This window comes from Methylobacterium carpenticola (assembly GCF_042748905.1).
Lineage (GTDB): Bacteria > Pseudomonadota > Alphaproteobacteria > Rhizobiales > Beijerinckiaceae > Methylobacterium > Methylobacterium carpenticola.
Genome location: NZ_JBHZEO010000001.1, coordinates 4,098,498 through 4,114,648 on the forward strand (window position 1 = coordinate 4,098,498; position 16,151 = coordinate 4,114,648).

Annotated in this window: 20 protein-coding genes; 13 read left to right on the forward strand and 7 right to left on the reverse strand. The window is 71.0% G+C overall.

The window, feature by feature from the left end:
* Positions 1 to 66 precede the first annotated feature (66 nt).
* Positions 67 to 573 carry an A24 family peptidase gene (locus ACE101_RS19160; protein WP_379132732.1) on the reverse strand — a complete coding sequence of 169 codons (507 nt, stop codon included), beginning with the start codon at positions 571 to 573 and terminating at the stop codon, positions 67 to 69.
* 201 nt (positions 574 to 774) lie between these two features.
* Positions 775 to 939, reverse strand: coding sequence for a Flp family type IVb pilin (locus ACE101_RS19165; RefSeq protein WP_379132735.1), 165 nt, complete (start codon positions 937 to 939; stop codon positions 775 to 777).
* Positions 940 to 1,237: 298 nt separating this feature from the next.
* Between ACE101_RS19165 and ACE101_RS19170 the strand changes: the two genes are divergently transcribed.
* Positions 1,238 to 1,720, forward strand: coding sequence for a pilus assembly protein N-terminal domain-containing protein (locus ACE101_RS19170; protein ID WP_379132737.1), 483 nt, complete (start codon positions 1,238 to 1,240; stop codon positions 1,718 to 1,720).
* An 88-nt stretch (positions 1,721 to 1,808) separates the two neighbouring features.
* Here the strand turns inward: ACE101_RS19170 and ACE101_RS19175 are convergent, their stop codons facing one another.
* Complete coding sequence (locus ACE101_RS19175; RefSeq protein WP_379132739.1) at positions 1,809 to 2,330, reverse strand: retropepsin-like aspartic protease family protein; 522 nt, start codon at positions 2,328 to 2,330, stop codon at positions 1,809 to 1,811.
* A gap of 323 nt (positions 2,331 to 2,653) precedes the next feature.
* Here ACE101_RS19175 and ACE101_RS19180 point away from each other — a divergent pair, with 323 nt between their 5' ends.
* The 3 genes from ACE101_RS19180 (at position 2,654) to ychF (ending at position 5,172) form a co-directional block, all read left to right on the forward strand.
* Positions 2,654 to 3,307 carry a 50S ribosomal protein L25/general stress protein Ctc gene (locus ACE101_RS19180; RefSeq protein ID WP_379132742.1) on the forward strand — a complete coding sequence of 218 codons (654 nt, stop codon included), beginning with the start codon at positions 2,654 to 2,656 and terminating at the stop codon, positions 3,305 to 3,307.
* Positions 3,308 to 3,390: 83 nt separating this feature from the next.
* Positions 3,391 to 4,002 carry an aminoacyl-tRNA hydrolase gene (gene pth / locus ACE101_RS19185; protein ID WP_379132745.1) on the forward strand — a complete coding sequence of 204 codons (612 nt, stop codon included), beginning with the start codon at positions 3,391 to 3,393 and terminating at the stop codon, positions 4,000 to 4,002.
* Positions 4,003 to 4,074: 72 nt separating this feature from the next.
* Positions 4,075 to 5,172 carry a redox-regulated ATPase YchF gene (gene ychF, locus ACE101_RS19190; protein ID WP_379132748.1) on the forward strand — a complete coding sequence of 366 codons (1,098 nt, stop codon included), beginning with the start codon at positions 4,075 to 4,077 and terminating at the stop codon, positions 5,170 to 5,172.
* A 175-nt stretch (positions 5,173 to 5,347) separates the two neighbouring features.
* Here the strand turns inward: ychF and ACE101_RS19195 are convergent, their stop codons facing one another.
* Entirely contained in the window at positions 5,348 to 5,542 is a 195-nt protein-coding gene (locus tag ACE101_RS19195; RefSeq protein WP_379132751.1) for a hypothetical protein, read from the reverse strand.
* A 50-nt stretch (positions 5,543 to 5,592) separates the two neighbouring features.
* Between ACE101_RS19195 and ACE101_RS19200 the strand changes: the two genes are divergently transcribed.
* From ACE101_RS19200 to ACE101_RS19235, 8 genes are all read left to right on the forward strand, one after another.
* Entirely contained in the window at positions 5,593 to 5,919 is a 327-nt protein-coding gene (locus tag ACE101_RS19200) for a hypothetical protein (RefSeq protein ID WP_379132753.1), read from the forward strand.
* Positions 5,920 to 6,000: 81 nt separating this feature from the next.
* Positions 6,001 to 6,666, forward strand: a complete 666-nt coding sequence (gene nfi, locus ACE101_RS19205) for a deoxyribonuclease V (RefSeq protein WP_379132755.1) — start codon at positions 6,001 to 6,003, stop codon at positions 6,664 to 6,666.
* 130 nt (positions 6,667 to 6,796) lie between these two features.
* A complete protein-coding gene (locus ACE101_RS19210; protein WP_379132758.1) occupies positions 6,797 to 7,801 on the forward strand; it encodes a MaoC family dehydratase in 1,005 nt (334 codons plus the stop codon).
* A 283-nt stretch (positions 7,802 to 8,084) separates the two neighbouring features.
* A complete protein-coding gene (locus ACE101_RS19215; protein WP_379132761.1) occupies positions 8,085 to 9,095 on the forward strand; it encodes a transglycosylase SLT domain-containing protein in 1,011 nt (336 codons plus the stop codon).
* Between the two features lie 109 nt (positions 9,096 to 9,204).
* Positions 9,205 to 10,419 carry a 3-oxoadipyl-CoA thiolase gene (gene pcaF / locus ACE101_RS19220; RefSeq protein WP_379132763.1) on the forward strand — a complete coding sequence of 405 codons (1,215 nt, stop codon included), beginning with the start codon at positions 9,205 to 9,207 and terminating at the stop codon, positions 10,417 to 10,419.
* A gap of 217 nt (positions 10,420 to 10,636) precedes the next feature.
* Positions 10,637 to 11,632, forward strand: a complete 996-nt coding sequence (locus ACE101_RS19225) for a helix-turn-helix transcriptional regulator (RefSeq protein WP_379132765.1) — start codon at positions 10,637 to 10,639, stop codon at positions 11,630 to 11,632.
* 150 nt (positions 11,633 to 11,782) lie between these two features.
* The gene (cysE, locus tag ACE101_RS19230) at positions 11,783 to 12,640 is read left to right on the forward strand and encodes a serine O-acetyltransferase (protein WP_379132767.1); all 858 of its coding nucleotides are present in this window, start codon (positions 11,783 to 11,785) and stop codon (positions 12,638 to 12,640) included.
* A 147-nt stretch (positions 12,641 to 12,787) separates the two neighbouring features.
* A complete protein-coding gene (locus ACE101_RS19235) occupies positions 12,788 to 12,985 on the forward strand; it encodes a DUF3126 family protein (protein WP_379138797.1) in 198 nt (65 codons plus the stop codon).
* 168 nt (positions 12,986 to 13,153) lie between these two features.
* Here the strand turns inward: ACE101_RS19235 and ACE101_RS19240 are convergent, their stop codons facing one another.
* Positions 13,154 to 13,813: a hypothetical protein gene (locus ACE101_RS19240; RefSeq protein WP_379132769.1), complete on the reverse strand. Its 660-nt coding sequence runs from the start codon at positions 13,811 to 13,813 to the stop codon at positions 13,154 to 13,156.
* A gap of 238 nt (positions 13,814 to 14,051) precedes the next feature.
* On the opposite strand from ACE101_RS19240, the gene ACE101_RS19245 reads away from it, so the two are divergent.
* Positions 14,052 to 14,381, forward strand: a complete 330-nt coding sequence (locus ACE101_RS19245) for a DUF6949 family protein (RefSeq protein WP_379132772.1) — start codon at positions 14,052 to 14,054, stop codon at positions 14,379 to 14,381.
* Positions 14,382 to 14,642: 261 nt separating this feature from the next.
* On the opposite strand, the gene ACE101_RS19250 is transcribed toward ACE101_RS19245, so the two are convergent.
* Positions 14,643 to 15,335: a transglutaminase-like cysteine peptidase gene (locus ACE101_RS19250; RefSeq protein WP_379132775.1), complete on the reverse strand. Its 693-nt coding sequence runs from the start codon at positions 15,333 to 15,335 to the stop codon at positions 14,643 to 14,645.
* A gap of 146 nt (positions 15,336 to 15,481) precedes the next feature.
* Entirely contained in the window at positions 15,482 to 16,093 is a 612-nt protein-coding gene (locus ACE101_RS19255) for a transglutaminase-like cysteine peptidase (protein WP_379138800.1), read from the reverse strand.
* Positions 16,094 to 16,151 lie beyond the last annotated feature (58 nt).

Below are 16,151 nucleotides of genomic sequence, written 5' to 3' on the forward strand. Positions count from 1 at the left end.
CGGCCCTGTTCCACGATCCGCCCCGCGGCATCGGCCGCAGGATCGAGGATCCGGGTACGGTCCTGTTCAGCTTCCGAGCAGCGGCCGCCACATCGGCGCCGCCGGGCAGACGATCAGGGCCGCGATGGCCAGCGCGATGCCGTAGGGCACGCCAGTGCGGCGATCGTGCAGGCGCAGGGCCCAGGGCCACGACAGGGCGATGCGGGGCAGGGGATAGATCCGCGCCTGGAGGATCAGCAGCGTGAGCAGGCCGCCCGCCAGGGAGGCCACCACCACGTAATCCGCCAGCGGCTCGAAGCCGAGCCACAGGGCGGTGGCCGCCGCGAGCTTGGCATCGCCGCCGCCGATCAGGCCCAGGGCGAACAGCGTGAAGGTCAGGGCGAGCGTCAGCGCTCCGGCCCCGAGATGGAGCCCGACCTCGCCCCATGACAGCCCGAGCGCCAGCGCGGCGGCCGGGAACGCCGCGACGAGGATCAGCGAGAGGGCGTTGGGGATCGTCATCGTCAGGAGGTCGCTCGCGGCCGCGTAGGCCATGACGAACGGGAAGACGACGAGGAGGGCGATGCTGGCCATGCCGTCGGGGCTCGCGCGTGGTCCAAGGGTGCCGCGCCATCCGGCGGCAGGCGCGGAACGCGGCGGGGTCGTCGGTGACGGGCCCCCGAAGCGGCCGACGCGCCGGGCGACCGGATCACTCGCGGTCCACGCGGATGATCCGATCTCCGTCGCCGGGGATGAGGGCGAGACGGCCGCCGCCTGGGGGCCGGCCCGTAGCCGTCACTTGAGGTTGCCGGCGACCTTCATGAACATCGAGTTGAGGTTGGTGCCGACCGTGTTCGCGGCGGTGATCAGCGCCACGGCGATGAGGGTGGCGAGCAGTCCGTACTCGATGGCGGTGGCGCCGCTCTCGTCCTTGGCGAAACGCTTCAGCATGGTCTTCATGGCCCTGTTCCTTGACCTCTTTGCCGGTACATTCCCTCGACCTGCGTCTCACCGCCGAGCGGAACTGACGAGACGCTAAGTCGGGTCCCGTTGAGGTTGAGTTAAAGCGATCGTCGCCGCGGCCCATTCAAGGCGGAGCGGGGCGATTGGTTAATGAAGGATGAGGCCGACGAGCGCGGATTCTGCGTCCGCTGCCGGCCTTCGCCCGATTTGAGCGAGCGGAGAGCGGGTTAGCACTTCCTCAACCATCCCTGCCCCTATGATGCGACCGCCCTTTGACCGCCCGAGGCCCGATACGATGCGTCCGCAGACCGCACGACCGCGCGCTCCGTCGAGCGCCGCCGCGCTGCTTCTCGCGGCGCTGGCCTGCGCCCCGGGCGCCGGGCGCGCCGCCGAGACCGATTCGTCCGTGGTCGTGGTCTCGGTGGACAACGCGAAGATCATCCGGCTGCCCGACCGCACGGCGACGGTGGTGGTCGGCAATCCGATCATCGCGGACGTCTCGCTGCAACGGAACGGCATCGTCGTCCTCACGGGAAAGAGCTTCGGCAGCACCAACCTGATCGCGCTCGACGCGGCCGGGACGATGCTGGCGGAATCCTTCATCAGCGTGCAGGCGGCGAACTCGTCCGTGGTGACGGTGCAGCGCGGCCTGGAGCGCGAATCCTATTCCTGCACTCCGGCCTGCCAGCCCTCCGTTCAGCTCGGCGACGCCCAGCGCTACTTCAGCGAGGTCAGCACCCAGGCGGGCCAGCGCAACAGCCTCGCCACCCCCAAGTAATTCTCCCCCAAGTAATTCTCCCCCAAGTAATCTCGCCATCCCCGCGTAATCGGGCCGAAGTGATCCCGCCGAGGTAATCCGCTTCCGGTCAGCCGCGCAGGGTGAGGCGCCCGCCCGCGACCTCGAAGCCGCGCAGCCGGCGCAGGAACGACATGCCGAGCAGGCTCGTCTGGAGCCGGCCGCGCGGCAGGACCACCGCTTCGACGTCGCGGACCGTGATTCCCTCGATCCGCATCTCGCCGATCCGCACCGCGGCGGCGTTCACGACACCGTTGGCGGTGTGCATCGGCTGCCGGAAATCCCGCTCGCTCACCCGGATGCCGGCCTGTTCCGCATCCTCCTGGGTGAAGGCGCAGAGCGTCGCACCCGTATCGACCAGCATGCGCACCCGGCGTCCCGCCACGCGGGGATGCACGGCGTAGTGGCCGTTCCAGTCCGGTTGCAGGACGACGCTGGCGGGGCCGCCCGCTGCGGAATCCGGGGCGGCGGCCAGGACCGCGGTGTCCGGCCGCTCGCGCGGCAGGGCCGCGGCGAAGCGCTCGACGACGCTGCTGCCGAGGCAGGCGGACACCACCAGAACACCGAGCGCCCAGCGCAGCGGACTCGTCATCGCCGTTTCCTCGTCGGGGCGCCCATCCTCTGCCGGCCATGCTTAAGGACTCGGCGTGGCGATGCCGCAGGGGCGGGGGTGGGCGCCCGCCATGGTTTGAGAAGGCTTTCCGCGACCGGGGACCTCTCCCGGGAGGCCGGCCGGGCCGATGCCGCACGATCCTTGCCCGATCCTTGCCTTCGCGGAGGGGCGGCGCTATAAGCCCGCCCGCGCAGCCGGACACCCTTGGAGGCCGGGGCGCGGCGACGTCGGTTCACAAGGCCGCTCTCCATCGGGGCGGCCTTCGGCGTTTGAGCCACTCACACAATCTGAAGGATCACGCCATGAGCGCCGTGAAGCCGCTTGAGGCCGTGGCACGCGACCGGGTCGGCAAGGGGGCCGCCCGGGCCGTTCGTCGCCAGGGTCGAGTACCCGCCGTCATCTACGGGGGCAACCAGTCGCCGCAGTCGATCTCGCTCGATGCGAACCAGACCCACCACCTGATCTACGGCGGCGGCTTCCTGACCACCGTGTTCGAGATCTCGGTCGGGGGCCGGAAGATCCGGGCGATCCCGCGCGACTACCAGCTCGATCCGGTCAAGGACTTCCCGCTGCACGTCGATTTCCTGCGCGTGACGGCCGGCCAGAGCGTCGCGGTCGAGGTGCCGGTGCACTTCGTCAACCAGGACGCCGCGCCGGGCCTGAAGCAGAAGAGCGGCACGCTCAACATCGTCCACCACACGGTGGCCCTCGAAGTGTCGCCCGACGCGATCCCCGACGCGATCGACGTCGACCTGACCGGCAAGGACATCGGCGACACCATCCACGTCTCCGATCTCGTGCTGCCGGCCGGCGCCAGCCTCGCGCTCGATGCGTCCGACACGGTTGCGACCATCGTGCCGCCGACCATCCTCGGCGCCGAGGCCGAGGCCGAGGCGGCTGCGGTGGCCGAGGCCGCCCGGGCCGAGTCGGCCGCCGAGGCCACCAAGGAGGGCTGAGCCCCGCGGCTCGGCTGCCCTCCAGTCCCAGCGCCCCGGCTCACGGCCGGGGCGTTTTTCCGTTCGGGGAGCGTTGATCCGGCATGCGGCTGTTCGTCGGCCTCGGCAATCCCGGGTCCCGCTACGCGGGCAACCGGCACAATATCGGCTTCATGGCGCTCGACGCCGTCGCGCGCCGCCACCGCGCCGCCCCCTGGCGCCGCAAGTTCCAGGGCGAGGCGAGCGAGGCCGTTCTCGGCACGGAGCGCGTGCTGCTGCTCAAGCCCGAGACCTACATGAACGAGTCCGGCCGGGCGGTCGCGGAGGCGCAGCGCTTCTACAAGATCGCCCTCGAGGACGTGGTGGTGTTCCACGACGAACTCGACCTCGCCCCCGCCAAGCTGCGGGTGAAGCGCGGCGGCGGCAATGCCGGGCACAACGGCCTGCGCTCGATCACGGCGCTCTGCGGCAACGAGTATTGGCGCGTGCGCCTCGGCATCGGGCATCCGGGCGACAAGGCGCTGGTGCACGCCTACGTGCTCAACGATTTCGCCAAGGCCGAGCGGCCCTGGGTCGACGATCTCTGCGACGCGATCGCCGATCACGCGGCCGTCCTCGCCGCGGGCGAGGACGCGAATTTCCAGAACAAGGTCCACCTCGCCCTCCAGGGCCGGGGCTGGGACGAGGTGAAGCGCGTCGGTGACAAGCAGGCTTGACCCGACCGCCCCAGACCACAATCCGGGAGGATGCGCCGGTGGCCGGCCGCTCCCCGCCACGAGGATGAACCGATGGGCTTCAAATGCGGCATCGTCGGCCTGCCGAACGTCGGCAAGTCGACGCTCTTCAACGCGCTGACGCAGACGGCGGCCGCCCAGGCGGCGAACTATCCCTTCTGCACCATCGAGCCGAATGTCGGCGAGGTGGCGGTGCCCGATCCGCGCCTCGACGACCTCGCCCGCATCGCCGGCTCGCGCGAGATCATCCCCACGCGCCTGACCTTCGTGGACATCGCCGGCCTCGTGCGCGGCGCCTCGAAGGGGGAGGGGCTCGGCAACCAGTTCCTCGCCAACATCCGTGAGGTCGATGCCATCGCCCACGTGGTGCGCTGCTTCGAGGACGGCGACGTCACCCATGTCGAGGGCAAGATCGATCCGATCGCCGATATCGAGACGATCGAGACCGAGCTGATGCTCGCCGATCTGGACAGCCTGGAGAAGCGCCTCACCGCTCTCGAGAAGAAGGCCAAGGGCTCCGACAAGGAGGCCAAGGAGGTGCTCGACCTCGTGCAGCGCGCGCTGCCGCTCCTGCGCGACGGCAAGCCGGCCCGCCTCGTGGAGCGCAAGCCCGAGGAGGAGCGCCTGTTCTCCCAGCTCGGCCTGATGACGGCCAAGCCCGTCCTCTACGTCTGCAACGTCGAGGAAGGTTCGGCGGAGAGCGGCAACGCCCAGTCGCAGGCGGTGTTCGCGCGGGCCGCCGCCGAGGGTGCCAAGGCGGTCACCGTCTCGGCCAAGATCGAGAGCGAGATCGCCGTGCTGCCGCCCACCGAGCAGGCGGAGTACCTCGACGCCATCGGCCTCACGGAGCCCGGTCTGAACCGGGTGATCCGCGCCGGCTACGACCTCCTCGGCCTCATCACCTACTTCACGGTGGGGCCCAAGGAAGCCCGGGCCTGGACCATCACCCAGGGCACCCGCGCCCCCGCCGCGGCCGGCGTGATCCATACCGACTTCGAGAAGGGGTTCATCCGGGCCGAGACCATTGCCTACGCGGATTACGTCTCGCTGAAGGGCGAGGCGGGCGCCCGCGAGGCCGGCAAGCTGCGGCTCGAAGGCAAGGATTACTTGGTGCAGGACGGCGACGTGCTGCATTTCCGCTTCGCGAACTGACCGGCGAGGCCGCAAGCCGGCCTCGCGAGATCCATCGGGCTTCACCGAGCGCCTCTCACGCGCGTGAGAGGCGCTTTTCGCTGGGCGTGCCGGAGAGCCGGGACCGGCCTCCGCCCGGCAATCGCCGGGCCGTCCTCGTGGAGGTCCCCGCGCCGACGCGATCGCCGGATGAGCTTCATATGTCGCGCCGAATTCCTTCTCTTAGCTTCATGATGCCGATCCCGGTATCGCGATCGCGTCGCAAGCCATCGATCGGGTCGGCATCATGAATGCTCTGGTGAAAATACGAAGTTTCCTGTGCGATGACCGGGACGCCAAGATTGATGCGGCGTGCGTGGTCTTCCGGCTCGGTCCCGGCTTCGCCATTCATGCCGTCTATGGAATGCGGCAGGCGACGTGACGGCGTGCCGGATCGGCAGGATGACCAAATTGCTCGCCATCGAATTTGACATCCGCCCAATCCGGCCGTGCGGTCTCGATCCGAGTCGGAGGTTTTTGCGCCGGGGCGTGGTTTGTCGGTTTGAGAATGTCATGAAAAAGGAAGCAAGACGACAATCTCTATTGCTGCGGTCGGGACGGGAGGGCGACTCGGGAACCTATGCGGTGCGAGCCAGCGACGGCGCGACCGCGATTGCGGGCACTGCGAAACACGTCCACCGGTTCGATCACATCGAAGTCTGCGGCTCGATGTCGGGCAGGCCGGCGCATGGGCTGATGGGCAGGCCCGGCCATTCCGCACGCGTTTGAGCGGGGTTCGCCGGCTCCGGGGCATTCTCACGCCGGTGCCGCGCGGTATGTCATCCCGATGCTGCAACCCGAAGTGTGCCCATGAGGATTCATCCGCGCCACGCCTGGGACGTCACCCCAGCCGAGGCTGTCGCCCTGCAAAGACAGCTGGCCCGCGAGGTGGTCGCGGACCGGCCGATCGACCTCTCCGCCGTGCGGGTCGTCGCGGGCGTCGATGTCAGCGTGAAGGAGAACCGCTCGCACGCGGCCGTGGTGGTCTCGACCTTCCCGGATTTCCGCGTGGTCGAGACGGTGACGGTCGAGCGCCCGACACCGTTTCCCTACGTGCCCGGCCTGCTCAGCTTCCGCGAGGGGCCGGTGCTGGAGGAGGCCTTCGAGCGGCTCACCAGCGAGCCCGACGTCTTCCTGTTCGACGGCATGGGCACGGCCCATCCGCGGCGGATCGGCATCGCCTGCCACATGGGCCTGTGGCTGGAGCGGCCGACGATCGGCTGCGGCAAGACCCGCCTCTGCGGCCGCAATGCGCCGCTGCCGGAGGAGAAGGGCGCGCAGGTGCCGCTGATCGACCGGGGCGAGACCATCGGGGCGGTGGTCCGCACCCGCACGGGCACGCATCCGCTCTTCATCTCGCCCGGCCATCGCGCCGATATTCCGAGCGCCGTCGCCCTCGTCCTCGCCTGCTCGCCCAAGTTCCGGCTGCCCGAGCCGATCCGCCAAGCGCACAAGGCCGCCGGCGCCTTCGGCTGAGGCTGGCGGCGCTTTCGGCCGAGGCTGGCGGCGCCTCCGTCCGAGGCGGGCGGCGCCTGCGACTGAGGCTGGCTCCGGACGCGGCCGGATGGTAGCCGGAACATCGGTCCCGGCTGCCCGGTTGCGCACGATGATCCGCTATCATTTCGAAGATCTCGATCCCGGCTTCACGCTCTCGGGCGGTCCGGTCACGATCACGCGCGAGGACATCGTCGGCTTCGCGCGCGCCTTCGACCCACAGCCGTTCCATCTCGACGAGGAGGCAGCCCGTGGCAGCCTGCTCGGTGAATTGATCGCCTCCGGTTGGCACACCTGTGCGCTGGGCATGCGGCTCGTCGCCGAGAGCTTCATCCTGCAATCGAGTTCGATGGGCGCACCGGGGGTCGACGAGGTGCGCTGGCTGCGTCCGGTCCGGCCCGGCGACAGGCTCACCTCGCGCCTCACCGTCCGCGAGAGCCGACCCTCCGCCTCGAAGCCCGATCGCGGCTTCGTGCGCTTCCGGCTCGACCTCGCCAACGGCGCGGGCGACGGAGTGATGACCCAGGATTTCTGGGCGATGTTCGGCCGCCGCGGTGCCGCCCCGCTGCCGCCCCGCGCGATGCCGCCCGCGACCGACGCGCCCGTCCCGGCCGAGGATCGGCCTGCGGTCTTCCCGGCCGGGCCGGTCGAGACGCTGGCGATCGGAGCGACCTATGATCTCGGCTGCTACCACTTCACGCGCGACGAGATCCTCCGCTTCGCGCGCGCCTTCGACCCGCAGCCCTTCCACACCGACGAGGCGGCGGCGCGGGCGAGCCATTTCGGCGGCCTTTGCGCCTCCGGTTGGCACACCGCCGCCGCCTGGATGAACCGCATGATCGCCGCGCGGACGCGCGGCGTCGCGCTGGCCCGGGAGCGGGGCGAGCCGGTGGCGGCGAGCGGCCCCTCGCCGGGCTTCCGCGACCTGGAATGGCTGAAGCCCGTCTATGCCGGCGACACCATCCGCTACGCCGCGACGATCACCGAGGCCCGCCCGTCCCGGTCCCGTCCCGGCTGGGGGCTCGTCGGCCATACCGCGACGGGCGTGAACCAGCACGGCGATCCCGTCTTCAGCTTCAAGGGCGCGTGGCTCGCGCAGATGGGGCCGGGCGCCTGACCGGCCCCGCCGCACATTCGGCGGCGATGCCGGGCGCAGACCCAATAAGAAACGATTAAACCCAAGGATTTACGCCGTTAATCACAGGATTCGACGGGCGTTCCGCCTGCGGCACGCCCGTCTGTGCTGCTGCAGCCACAGCGTGGGATGAAACCGGGCGAGCGCTGCCGTTTCTCCCCGGCCTGTTACTGCCAAGTCTCTTTCCTGCCGCATTTGGAACGGACCACGGCAGCCGTCTCCGGGTGTGCGCTCGCGCACATGCCCTCCAGCAATGGGTCCGTGCATGCGCCAAGGCCTCACTCTCGCTATCCTTGCTGTCGCGGTGCCCGGTCAGGCCCTGGCCCTGGAGACCCCCCGCGACAACATCGATGCGCTGATCGAGGCCCAGGCGCGGGCGAACGGCGTCCCGGCGAGCTTCATCCACCGCGTGGTGAAGCGCGAGAGCGGCTACAACCCGCGCGCCGTCGGGCGGGGCGGGGCCCTCGGCCTGATGCAGATCAAGCACGGCACCGCGCGGGCCCTGGGCTACAGCGGCCCGGCCTCGGGCCTGCTCGATGCGCGGGTGAATCTCACCTACGGCGTCGCCTACCTCGCCGGCGCCTACAAGACCGCCCGGGGCAACGAGGCGCAGGCTTACAGCTACTACGCGCGGGGCTACTACTACGCCGCCAAGCGCGCCGGCATCCGCACCGACGTGGCGGAGCTCGAGCCGCCGCCGGAACTGCCGGCCCAGGCTCCGGCCAATCCGCTCAACCAGTTCTTCGGCAAGATCTTCGCTCCCACCCGGACGGCCGCCGTCGCCACCGCCTCCGCGGATCCCTCCGTCGCGGCCCTGTCGAGCGCGATCCCGCCGCAGGGCGCGGCGGCCCCGGCCCCCGCCGTCGAGACGCCGCCCGCCGCCGCTCCGGCGCAGCCCGCCCCGCCGACGATGACGCACGTGCCGCTGCCGCCCGAGCGCCCGGCCCCGGTCACGGCGCTCGCCTTCGCGGCGGCCTCGCCGGTCTCGGGGCTGCCGGTGCCGACCTATGGCCTGCGCGGCGGCCTCGCGGCAGCGCCGCAGGCCTCCGCGCCGACGATCCAGGCGGCAGCGTCGGCGCAAGCCGCGGCCCCGGCCGTGACCACCGTCGCCGCCGCGGCGCCGGCCGCGGCAGTGGAGGCGGAGCCGGAGCGGATCTCGATCCCGCTGCCGCCGCGCCGGCCGCCGGAATTCCGCCACTTCGTCGCGAAGAAGCCCGCGCCCGCGGCGCCGATGACCGCCTCTGCCGCGCCCGAGACCGCTCCGGTCAGCCAGTAAGGGCCATCCCGGCTTTCCCGATCCGGTTTCCGTTCCCCGTCGAACGCCGCTATGATCCGCCGTACCGCATTTTCGAAAGCGCGGCCGGTCAGGATCAGGGAGAGGCCTCATGGGCGAGACGCGGGACGTCTACATCTGCGATTTCGTGCGCACGCCGATCGGCCGCTACGGCGGCGCGCTCGCGGCGGTGCGGGCGGACGATCTCGCGGCCATCCCGCTCGCAGCCCTCCTGCACCGGCATCCCTCGCTCAAGGAGGGCGTGGACGAGGTCGTCCTCGGCTGCGCCAATCAAGCGGGCGAGGACAACCGCAACGTGGCCCGCATGGCGCTCCTGCTGGCGGGCTTGCCCGAGCGCGTCCCGGCCCTGACCGTCAACCGGCTCTGCGCGTCGGGGCTCGACGCGGTGGGAGCCGCCGCCCGCGCGATCCGGGCCGGCGACATCGACCTCGCCCTGGCGGGTGGCGTCGAATCGATGACGCGCGCGCCCTTCGTGATGGGCAAGAGCGAGGGCGCGTGGCAGCGTCAGGCGGAGATCTACGACACCACGATCGGCTGGCGCTTCATCAACCCGGTGCTCAAGCACCAGTACGGCATCGATTCGATGCCGGAGACCGCCGAGAACGTCGCGGAGGATTATCAGGTCAGCCGTGCCGATCAGGATGCCTTCGCGCTGCGCTCCCAGCAGCGGGCGGGGCGGGCACAGGCCGACGGGACCTTCGCGGACGAGATCGTCGCGGTGGAGATCCCGACCCGCAAGGGTGATCACCTCCGCGTCGACCGCGACGAGCATCCGCGGCCCGAGACCACGGCGGAGGGACTCGCCAAGCTCAAGCCCTTCGTGCGCCGGGACGGCACCGTCACGGCGGGCAACGCGTCCGGCGTCAACGACGGCGCGGCGGCGCTGGTGCTGGCGAGCGCCGCGGCGGTCGAGCGGCACGGCCTCACGCCCCGCGCCCGCGTGCTCGGGCTCGCCTCCGCGGGGGTGCCGCCCCGCGTGATGGGGATCGGGCCGATTCCGGCCGTCCGGGCGCTCTGCGAGCGGCTCGGGGTGACGCCCTCGGATTTCGACGCGATCGAACTCAACGAGGCCTTCGCCTCGCAATCCCTCGCCTGCCTGCGGGGCCTCGGCCTTCCGGACGACGCCGAGCACGTCAATCCGCATGGTGGCGCCATCGCGCTGGGCCACCCGCTCGGCATGTCGGGGGCCCGCATCGCCGGGGCGGTGGCGCGCGAACTCGCGCGACGCGGCGGGCGGCTCGGGCTCGCCACGATGTGCGTCGGGGTGGGGCAGGGGGTCGCCCTGGCGATCGAGCGGGTCGGGTGAGGGCCGCGAGGCGGAACGCCCCTGCGCCGGCCCGGTTCTTGCGCGTGCGGGGCGGCTGCGGCCCGGATCGCAGGTCCGTTCGCCGGTGTGCGATGCAACACGACCTGTCGCCAGCCCGCTCCCTATGCGGTAATCAGATGGTTCGGCCGGTCAGGGCCGCCCGACCCTAAGGTCCGTCGGGTGGCGGGTCCGAGCCCTCTCATGAGTTTGCAAGGCGATGCCCTCTGGTCCCTCCCACACTCTCGCGCGTTCCTCCTCCGATCCGCAGGCCGCCGCGAGCGGCGCGATCCAGGACCGTTCGGTGCACGGCACCGTGCAAGGCACGGGCGAGGACGCCGAGAGCCGCTTTCTCGCCGAACTCGGCCAGCGCGTGCGCACGGCCCGCGCCGTGCGCGCCATGTCCCGCAAGATGCTGTCGCAGACCTCCGGCCTGTCCGAGCGCTACATCGCGCAGCTGGAGACCGGGCAGGGCAACGTCTCGATCATCCTGCTGCGCCGGGTGGCGAACGCCATGGGCGTGCGGCTGGAGGATCTGATCGCCCCCGTCGACAGCTCGCCGGACTGGCCGGTGGTGCGCGACCTGCTGCAGACCGCAGGCCCCGCGCAGGTGGCCGAGGCCAAGCGCATCCTCTCGGGCGTCGGCGGCACGCAGGCCGGCGAGGCCGGTCCCCTCCGGGTCGCGCTGATCGGCCTGCGCGGGGCGGGCAAGTCCACCCTCGGGCGCATCCTCGCCGAGCGGCTCGGCTGGCGCTTCGTCGAGCTCAACCGCGAGATCGAGCGCGAGAACGGCCTCTCGGTGGCGGAGATCTTCGCGATCTACGGCCAGGAGGGCTACCGGCGCCTCGAACAGACCGCCCTGCGCCGCTTCGCCGTCGACGAAGGCCCGCTGGTTCTCGCAACCGGCGGCAGCATCGTCGCCGAGCCGCTCACCCTCGATCTCCTCCTGTCCTCCTTCTACACGGTGTGGCTGAAGGCGCGGCCGGAGGAGCATCTGCGCCGCGTGCGCGAGCAGACGGCGCTCGGCGTCGCGCCGGCGCGCCTGCCCGACAACGACCGCGCCCTGCACGAATTGCGGGCCGTGCTGATGAGCCGCGAACCGCTCTACGCCCGGGCCCGCGGCGTGCTCGACACCGCCGACCTCACGGTGGCGGAGACCGCCGGGCGCCTGACGGGCCTCGTCGAAGGACATTTCGGCCTGCGGCAGCGCCGCTGACGGACCCTCCCGCGCGGAGCAGGGCGGGGGCGACGGAGCCCCCCTTGCCGGGGGCCGGCCGTGTCCCCAGCCTATGCGGAGGATTCCGCTTGAAGTATGGGGGGTGTGCGCAACGATGCGGCCGGATCCCTCCTGCCGAGGAGAAGATCGATGTCGTCCACCTCGTCCCCCTCCCACTCTCGCCAGGATGCGATCGCCGGAGTGGTCGATCCGGTCTGGCGGCGGCTGCGCCAGGAAGCCGAGGTGGTGGTGCGCGACGAGCCACGCCTCGCCTCCTTCATCGTCGCCACGGTCCTCAACCACGGCTCGCTCGAATCTGCGGTGTCCCATCGGGTCGCCTCGCGGCTCGGCCACCCGGCCCTCTCGGCCGACCTGATCGCCCAGAGCTTCGCCGAGGCCGTGGCGGACGATCCCCGCATCGGCCAGGCCTTCCGGGCCGATATCGGCGCGGTGATCGACCGCGATCCGGCCACGACCCGCGCTCTCGAGCCGATGCTCTACTTCAAGGGCTTCCACGCCATCCAGGCTCACCGCCTGGGCAACTGGCTCTGGTCCCGCGGGCGCCGCGACCTCGCCCTCTACCTGCAGAGCCGGTCCTCCGAGGTCTTCCAGACCGACATCCATCCGGCTGCCCAGATCGGGCGCGGCATCTTCCTCGACCACGCCACCGGGCTCGTCGTCGGCTCGACGGCGGTGATCGAGGACGATGTCTCGATCCTCCACGCGGTCACCCTCGGAGGCACCGGCAAGCATGGTGGTGACCGGCATCCGAAGATCCGCCACGGCGTGATGATCGGAGCGGGCGCCAAGATCCTCGGCAACATCGAGGTCGGAGCCTGCGCCCGGGTCGCGGCCGGCTCGGTGGTGCTCCACGCGGTGCCACCCTCCACCACGGTGGTCGGCGTGCCGGCGCGCGTGGTGGGCTCGGCGGGCTGCTCGGATCCCGCCCGGGCGATGGACCAGCTGATCGGCTTCGACCACTTCGTCCACGCGATGGACGGCATCTGACCTGCGTGCGTTCCGGCGCTTGCCCCGCCGGCCCCCGCATGGCAAGGCGGATGCCCATCTCCCGGCCGCCCGCGCTCGGGCTCGCCCGCCGCGCGGCCGGGACGTCCTCACGGCAAACGCGAAGAGGCCAGCGTGAACAAGTCCGAAATGGCGAAGGTGGAGGGTTACCTTCGCCGCAAGTTCGCCAACCACTCCCTCCGTCTCGTCGGCCGTCCCAAGAAGACGGATTCCGCGGAGGTCTATCTCGGCGAGGAGTTCATCGGCGTGCTGTCGGTCGACGATGAGGACGGCGATCGCTCCTACAACTTCTCGATGGCGATCCTCGATACCGATCTCGAGGACTGATCGCAGGTTTCTCTCGAAAACCTCAAGACGTAGCGCGGCGAGCGGGGTCAGCGCCGGCCTGCCGGCACGAGCCTGCGCGCGGCCGTGGCCGTTTCGGCCGAACCGGTCACGGCCCGCCCATCCGCCTCCGGGCTCCCCGGCCCGCCATCCGCTCTCGGCGGCGAACGCTCAGCCGTTCGTCGTCGGCGCGATGCCGAAGGCCCGTTCGAGGGCCTGGAGCGCCCCGTTCCAGGCCGGCAGCCGGTCGGCGGCGAAGCGCAGCCGGAACGAGAGATCGCCCGCCTGGACCTCGCTCAGGCAGGCGGTGTCCGGCGCGGAGACTGCGACCTCCACGGCGCAGCGCGCCGCGAAACGGCTGCCATCCGCCTGGGCGAGATAGAGATCCTCGCCCTCGAAGGGGGAGCCGGCCTTGAAGCGCCGCCGCACCAGCCCGTCGGCGAGAGGTTCGACCTGGGCCGTCAGGAAGCGGGCGTAGCGCCGGGCGGGGCTCAGCGGCGCCTCCGTGGCGGGGGCGCGGGTCACGGTGACGTGGAGGCGGTCGGAGCCGCCGGGAGCCGCGAGATCGCTCCAGGGAATCACGAGGTCGAGCCGCTCGGCCGCGGCGTCCCCCGAGACCGGGCCGGCGAACCACGCGGCCGGCAGACCGACCCGGCGCCCGGCCGGGTCGACGGCGCTGCGCAGCCCCACGGGAGCGGGCGCCCGGGTGAGCCACGCCGCGAGGAGCCCGGTGCCGGCGAAGGTCCCCGTGAGGGTGAGCGCGCCGACGACGACGACGATCCGGTCGATCGGGATCCGGCGAGGCGCGGCGGCCCGCGCCCTTCGGCCCATTGCGACGCCTGCTCCCGCACCCATCGCCGTCGCCCCCGGTCGCGGCCGCGCGCAGCGCGGCGATCCCGGGAACGATCCGCCGCGAGGCTTAACGCCGGCTTACCGAAAGGCGCGATGTCTCGGTAGTCTCCCACGGGGACTGGGGCTGCACGCCTGTGGATAACGAAATCTTAACCATAACAAATCGTTAGCGTGCCGGCAGAGTGGTCTCCGTCCAGATCGTGCGACGGAGCCGACCATGACGCTGACGCCGACGGCCTTCGAGAACCTTCAAACCCTGGTGCTCGGCCTCGCCTTCGCGGGCTTGCTCGCCAGCGGCTTCGAGCTCCTCACGGCGCGCCGGGCGAGCTTCGGCCTGCTGCAGGGCGGGGTCGTGGCGGCGATCGCCTCGCTGCCGCTGCTGGCCTTCGGCGCACCCTTCATCATCCTGCGCAACACCGTGCGCGGCCGGCGGATCGAGGGGCGCCCGATGCCCTTCGTCATGCTGGCGACGATGATCGCCTGCGCCTGGAGCCTAGTCTCGGGCCGCCTCGTCCTCGACCTCGCCCAATTCGTCGCCGGGGCCTGATCCGGCTTCGCCCGGGCCGGGATCCTCGCGAGCGGTGTGGGACCATTGCTGCCGATCGGGTCGGGGCGTCGTGGGGGGGCTCGAGGGGCCTCTCATGCCGTGAGGGCAGTTTGACCGATTCGACGGCAATCGCCCGCGCCCTCAGGGATGAGGGCGCGAGGATGTGACGGCGGCTGGGAGCCGCCAAACGGCGTCCGGTGATGACGGGGGCCGGAGCGCTGGCCCTCCTGTTTCCGTCGCCGGCCCCGGGAAGATGCCGCTTCAGCGATTGGCCGTGGTGACCGGCGAGGCGACGCCGTTGAGGGACACCCAGGCCAGGCCGTCCTGGCCTTCGCGCTTCACGTAGGTGTAGCCGGTGCGCTGCCAGGGCAGGATCGCGTTCGTCTTGTTGTCGAGGATGTAGTCGCCCCGATCGGTCCGCACCATCAGCACGGCGTGGCCTTCCCCGATCTCATCGATCACCACCGTCATGCGCAGGGCCCGGCGCGGCAGGCCGCGCTCGACCAGCATCCGACGCTTGAGCAACTGGTAATCCTCGCAATCGCCGTAGCCGTCATCCGGAAAGTCCCAGCGGTCGACCACGCCCCAATGGGCTTGGTCGACGAGGGGCTTGATCCGCGTGTTCACCCGCCGGTTCACCGCCGCCAGGGTCTTCATCAGCGCCGGCGTCAGGGTGATGGTCGCCGCCTCCTTGGTGTCGACGGCGCATTCGTTCGGGTAGCGCTGGCAGAAGTCGGTCCAGGCGCTCACCGGCTTGGCGCTGCCGCCGCGCTCGATCGCCGCGCTGGCATCGGGGAGGGCGGCGAGGGTCTGCGTCTGGGCCTGACCGGTCGCGCCGCCGATCAGCAGGGTCGCGCCGAGCAGGCTGAGCTGCGCGGCGCGCGCGCATCGCGAGAACAGGCCCTGGCGGTCGACACCGCTCGCCCGGCCAAGGCCGTCTACCACAACCCGCATCTGCCCCATCGACCTGTGTGCATCGTTCTTGCACGCAGGCTGCCACGGGGGCCGGACCCGCTCAACCGAAAAATTTAAACCTTGATGAACGCCGCCGCCGCATTTCGGTTCCAATTCGACACATCTATTTTGCAGCCGATTCGGGGTCAGCGGTTCGCGGTCATGGTCGGTCCGGTCGCTCCGCCCAGCGAGACCCATGCGACGGCGTCCTGGGACTCGCGCTTGATGTAGGTGTAGCCGGTGCGGTGCCAGGGCAGCACGGCGCTGGTCTTGTTGTCGAGCACGAGGTCGCCGCGGTCGGTGCGCAGCATCAGCACGGCATGGCCCTCGCCCTTCTCGTCGATCACCACGGTCATGCGCATGGCCCGGCGGGGCAGGCCGCTCTCGGCGAGCAGCTTGCGCTTGAGCAGCTGGTAATCCTCGCAATCGCCGCTGCCGTCCTCGGCGAGGTCCCAGCGGTCGGGCACGCCCCAATGCTCCTGATCGGTGAGGGGACGGATGCGGGCGTTCACGCTGCGGTTGATCGTGATGATGGTCTGCCACAGGCGCGGGCTGAGGCTGATCAGGTCGGGCTCGCTGGCATCCACCGCGCATTCCGAGGCGTAGCGCTGGCAGAAATCCACCCAGGCCGCGATGGGCCGGGCCGGGCCCAGGCTGGGCGCGGCGAGGGTCGTGGCGGGCAGGGCCGCCAGCGTCTGCGCCTCCGCGGCACCGCTCCCCAGGATCAGCGCGAAGGCAATCCCCACGCCGCCGATCATCCGCCGTGCGATCCCGTCCTTCGTCCCCGTCATCGGTGCCGTCCCCGTTCGTTGCAGG

Coding starts and splice junctions, on each gene's coding strand:
- ACE101_RS19180 (WP_379132742.1), top strand. CDS start 2,654: ATGAGCGCCGTGAAGCCGCTTGAGGCCGTGGCACGCGACCGGGTCGGC.
- ACE101_RS19255 (WP_379138800.1), bottom strand. CDS start 16,093: ATGATCGGCGGCGTGGGGATTGCCTTCGCGCTGATCCTGGGGAGCGGT.
- nfi (WP_379132755.1), top strand. CDS start 6,001: ATGAGGATTCATCCGCGCCACGCCTGGGACGTCACCCCAGCCGAGGCT.
- pth (WP_379132745.1), top strand. CDS start 3,391: ATGCGGCTGTTCGTCGGCCTCGGCAATCCCGGGTCCCGCTACGCGGGC.
- ACE101_RS19160 (WP_379132732.1), bottom strand. CDS start 573: ATGGCCAGCATCGCCCTCCTCGTCGTCTTCCCGTTCGTCATGGCCTAC.
- ACE101_RS19195 (WP_379132751.1), bottom strand. CDS start 5,542: ATGAATGGCGAAGCCGGGACCGAGCCGGAAGACCACGCACGCCGCATC.
- ychF (WP_379132748.1), top strand. CDS start 4,075: ATGGGCTTCAAATGCGGCATCGTCGGCCTGCCGAACGTCGGCAAGTCG.
- ACE101_RS19250 (WP_379132775.1), bottom strand. CDS start 15,335: ATGCGGGTTGTGGTAGACGGCCTTGGCCGGGCGAGCGGTGTCGACCGC.
- ACE101_RS19175 (WP_379132739.1), bottom strand. CDS start 2,330: ATGACGAGTCCGCTGCGCTGGGCGCTCGGTGTTCTGGTGGTGTCCGCC.
- ACE101_RS19215 (WP_379132761.1), top strand. CDS start 8,085: ATGCGCCAAGGCCTCACTCTCGCTATCCTTGCTGTCGCGGTGCCCGGT.
- pcaF (WP_379132763.1), top strand. CDS start 9,205: ATGGGCGAGACGCGGGACGTCTACATCTGCGATTTCGTGCGCACGCCG.
- ACE101_RS19200 (WP_379132753.1), top strand. CDS start 5,593: ATGACCAAATTGCTCGCCATCGAATTTGACATCCGCCCAATCCGGCCG.
- ACE101_RS19165 (WP_379132735.1), bottom strand. CDS start 939: ATGAAGACCATGCTGAAGCGTTTCGCCAAGGACGAGAGCGGCGCCACC.
- ACE101_RS19210 (WP_379132758.1), top strand. CDS start 6,797: ATGATCCGCTATCATTTCGAAGATCTCGATCCCGGCTTCACGCTCTCG.
- ACE101_RS19170 (WP_379132737.1), top strand. CDS start 1,238: ATGCGTCCGCAGACCGCACGACCGCGCGCTCCGTCGAGCGCCGCCGCG.
- cysE (WP_379132767.1), top strand. CDS start 11,783: ATGTCGTCCACCTCGTCCCCCTCCCACTCTCGCCAGGATGCGATCGCC.
- ACE101_RS19225 (WP_379132765.1), top strand. CDS start 10,637: ATGCCCTCTGGTCCCTCCCACACTCTCGCGCGTTCCTCCTCCGATCCG.
- ACE101_RS19240 (WP_379132769.1), bottom strand. CDS start 13,813: ATGGGCCGAAGGGCGCGGGCCGCCGCGCCTCGCCGGATCCCGATCGAC.
- ACE101_RS19245 (WP_379132772.1), top strand. CDS start 14,052: ATGACGCTGACGCCGACGGCCTTCGAGAACCTTCAAACCCTGGTGCTC.
- ACE101_RS19235 (WP_379138797.1), top strand. CDS start 12,788: ATGGCGAAGGTGGAGGGTTACCTTCGCCGCAAGTTCGCCAACCACTCC.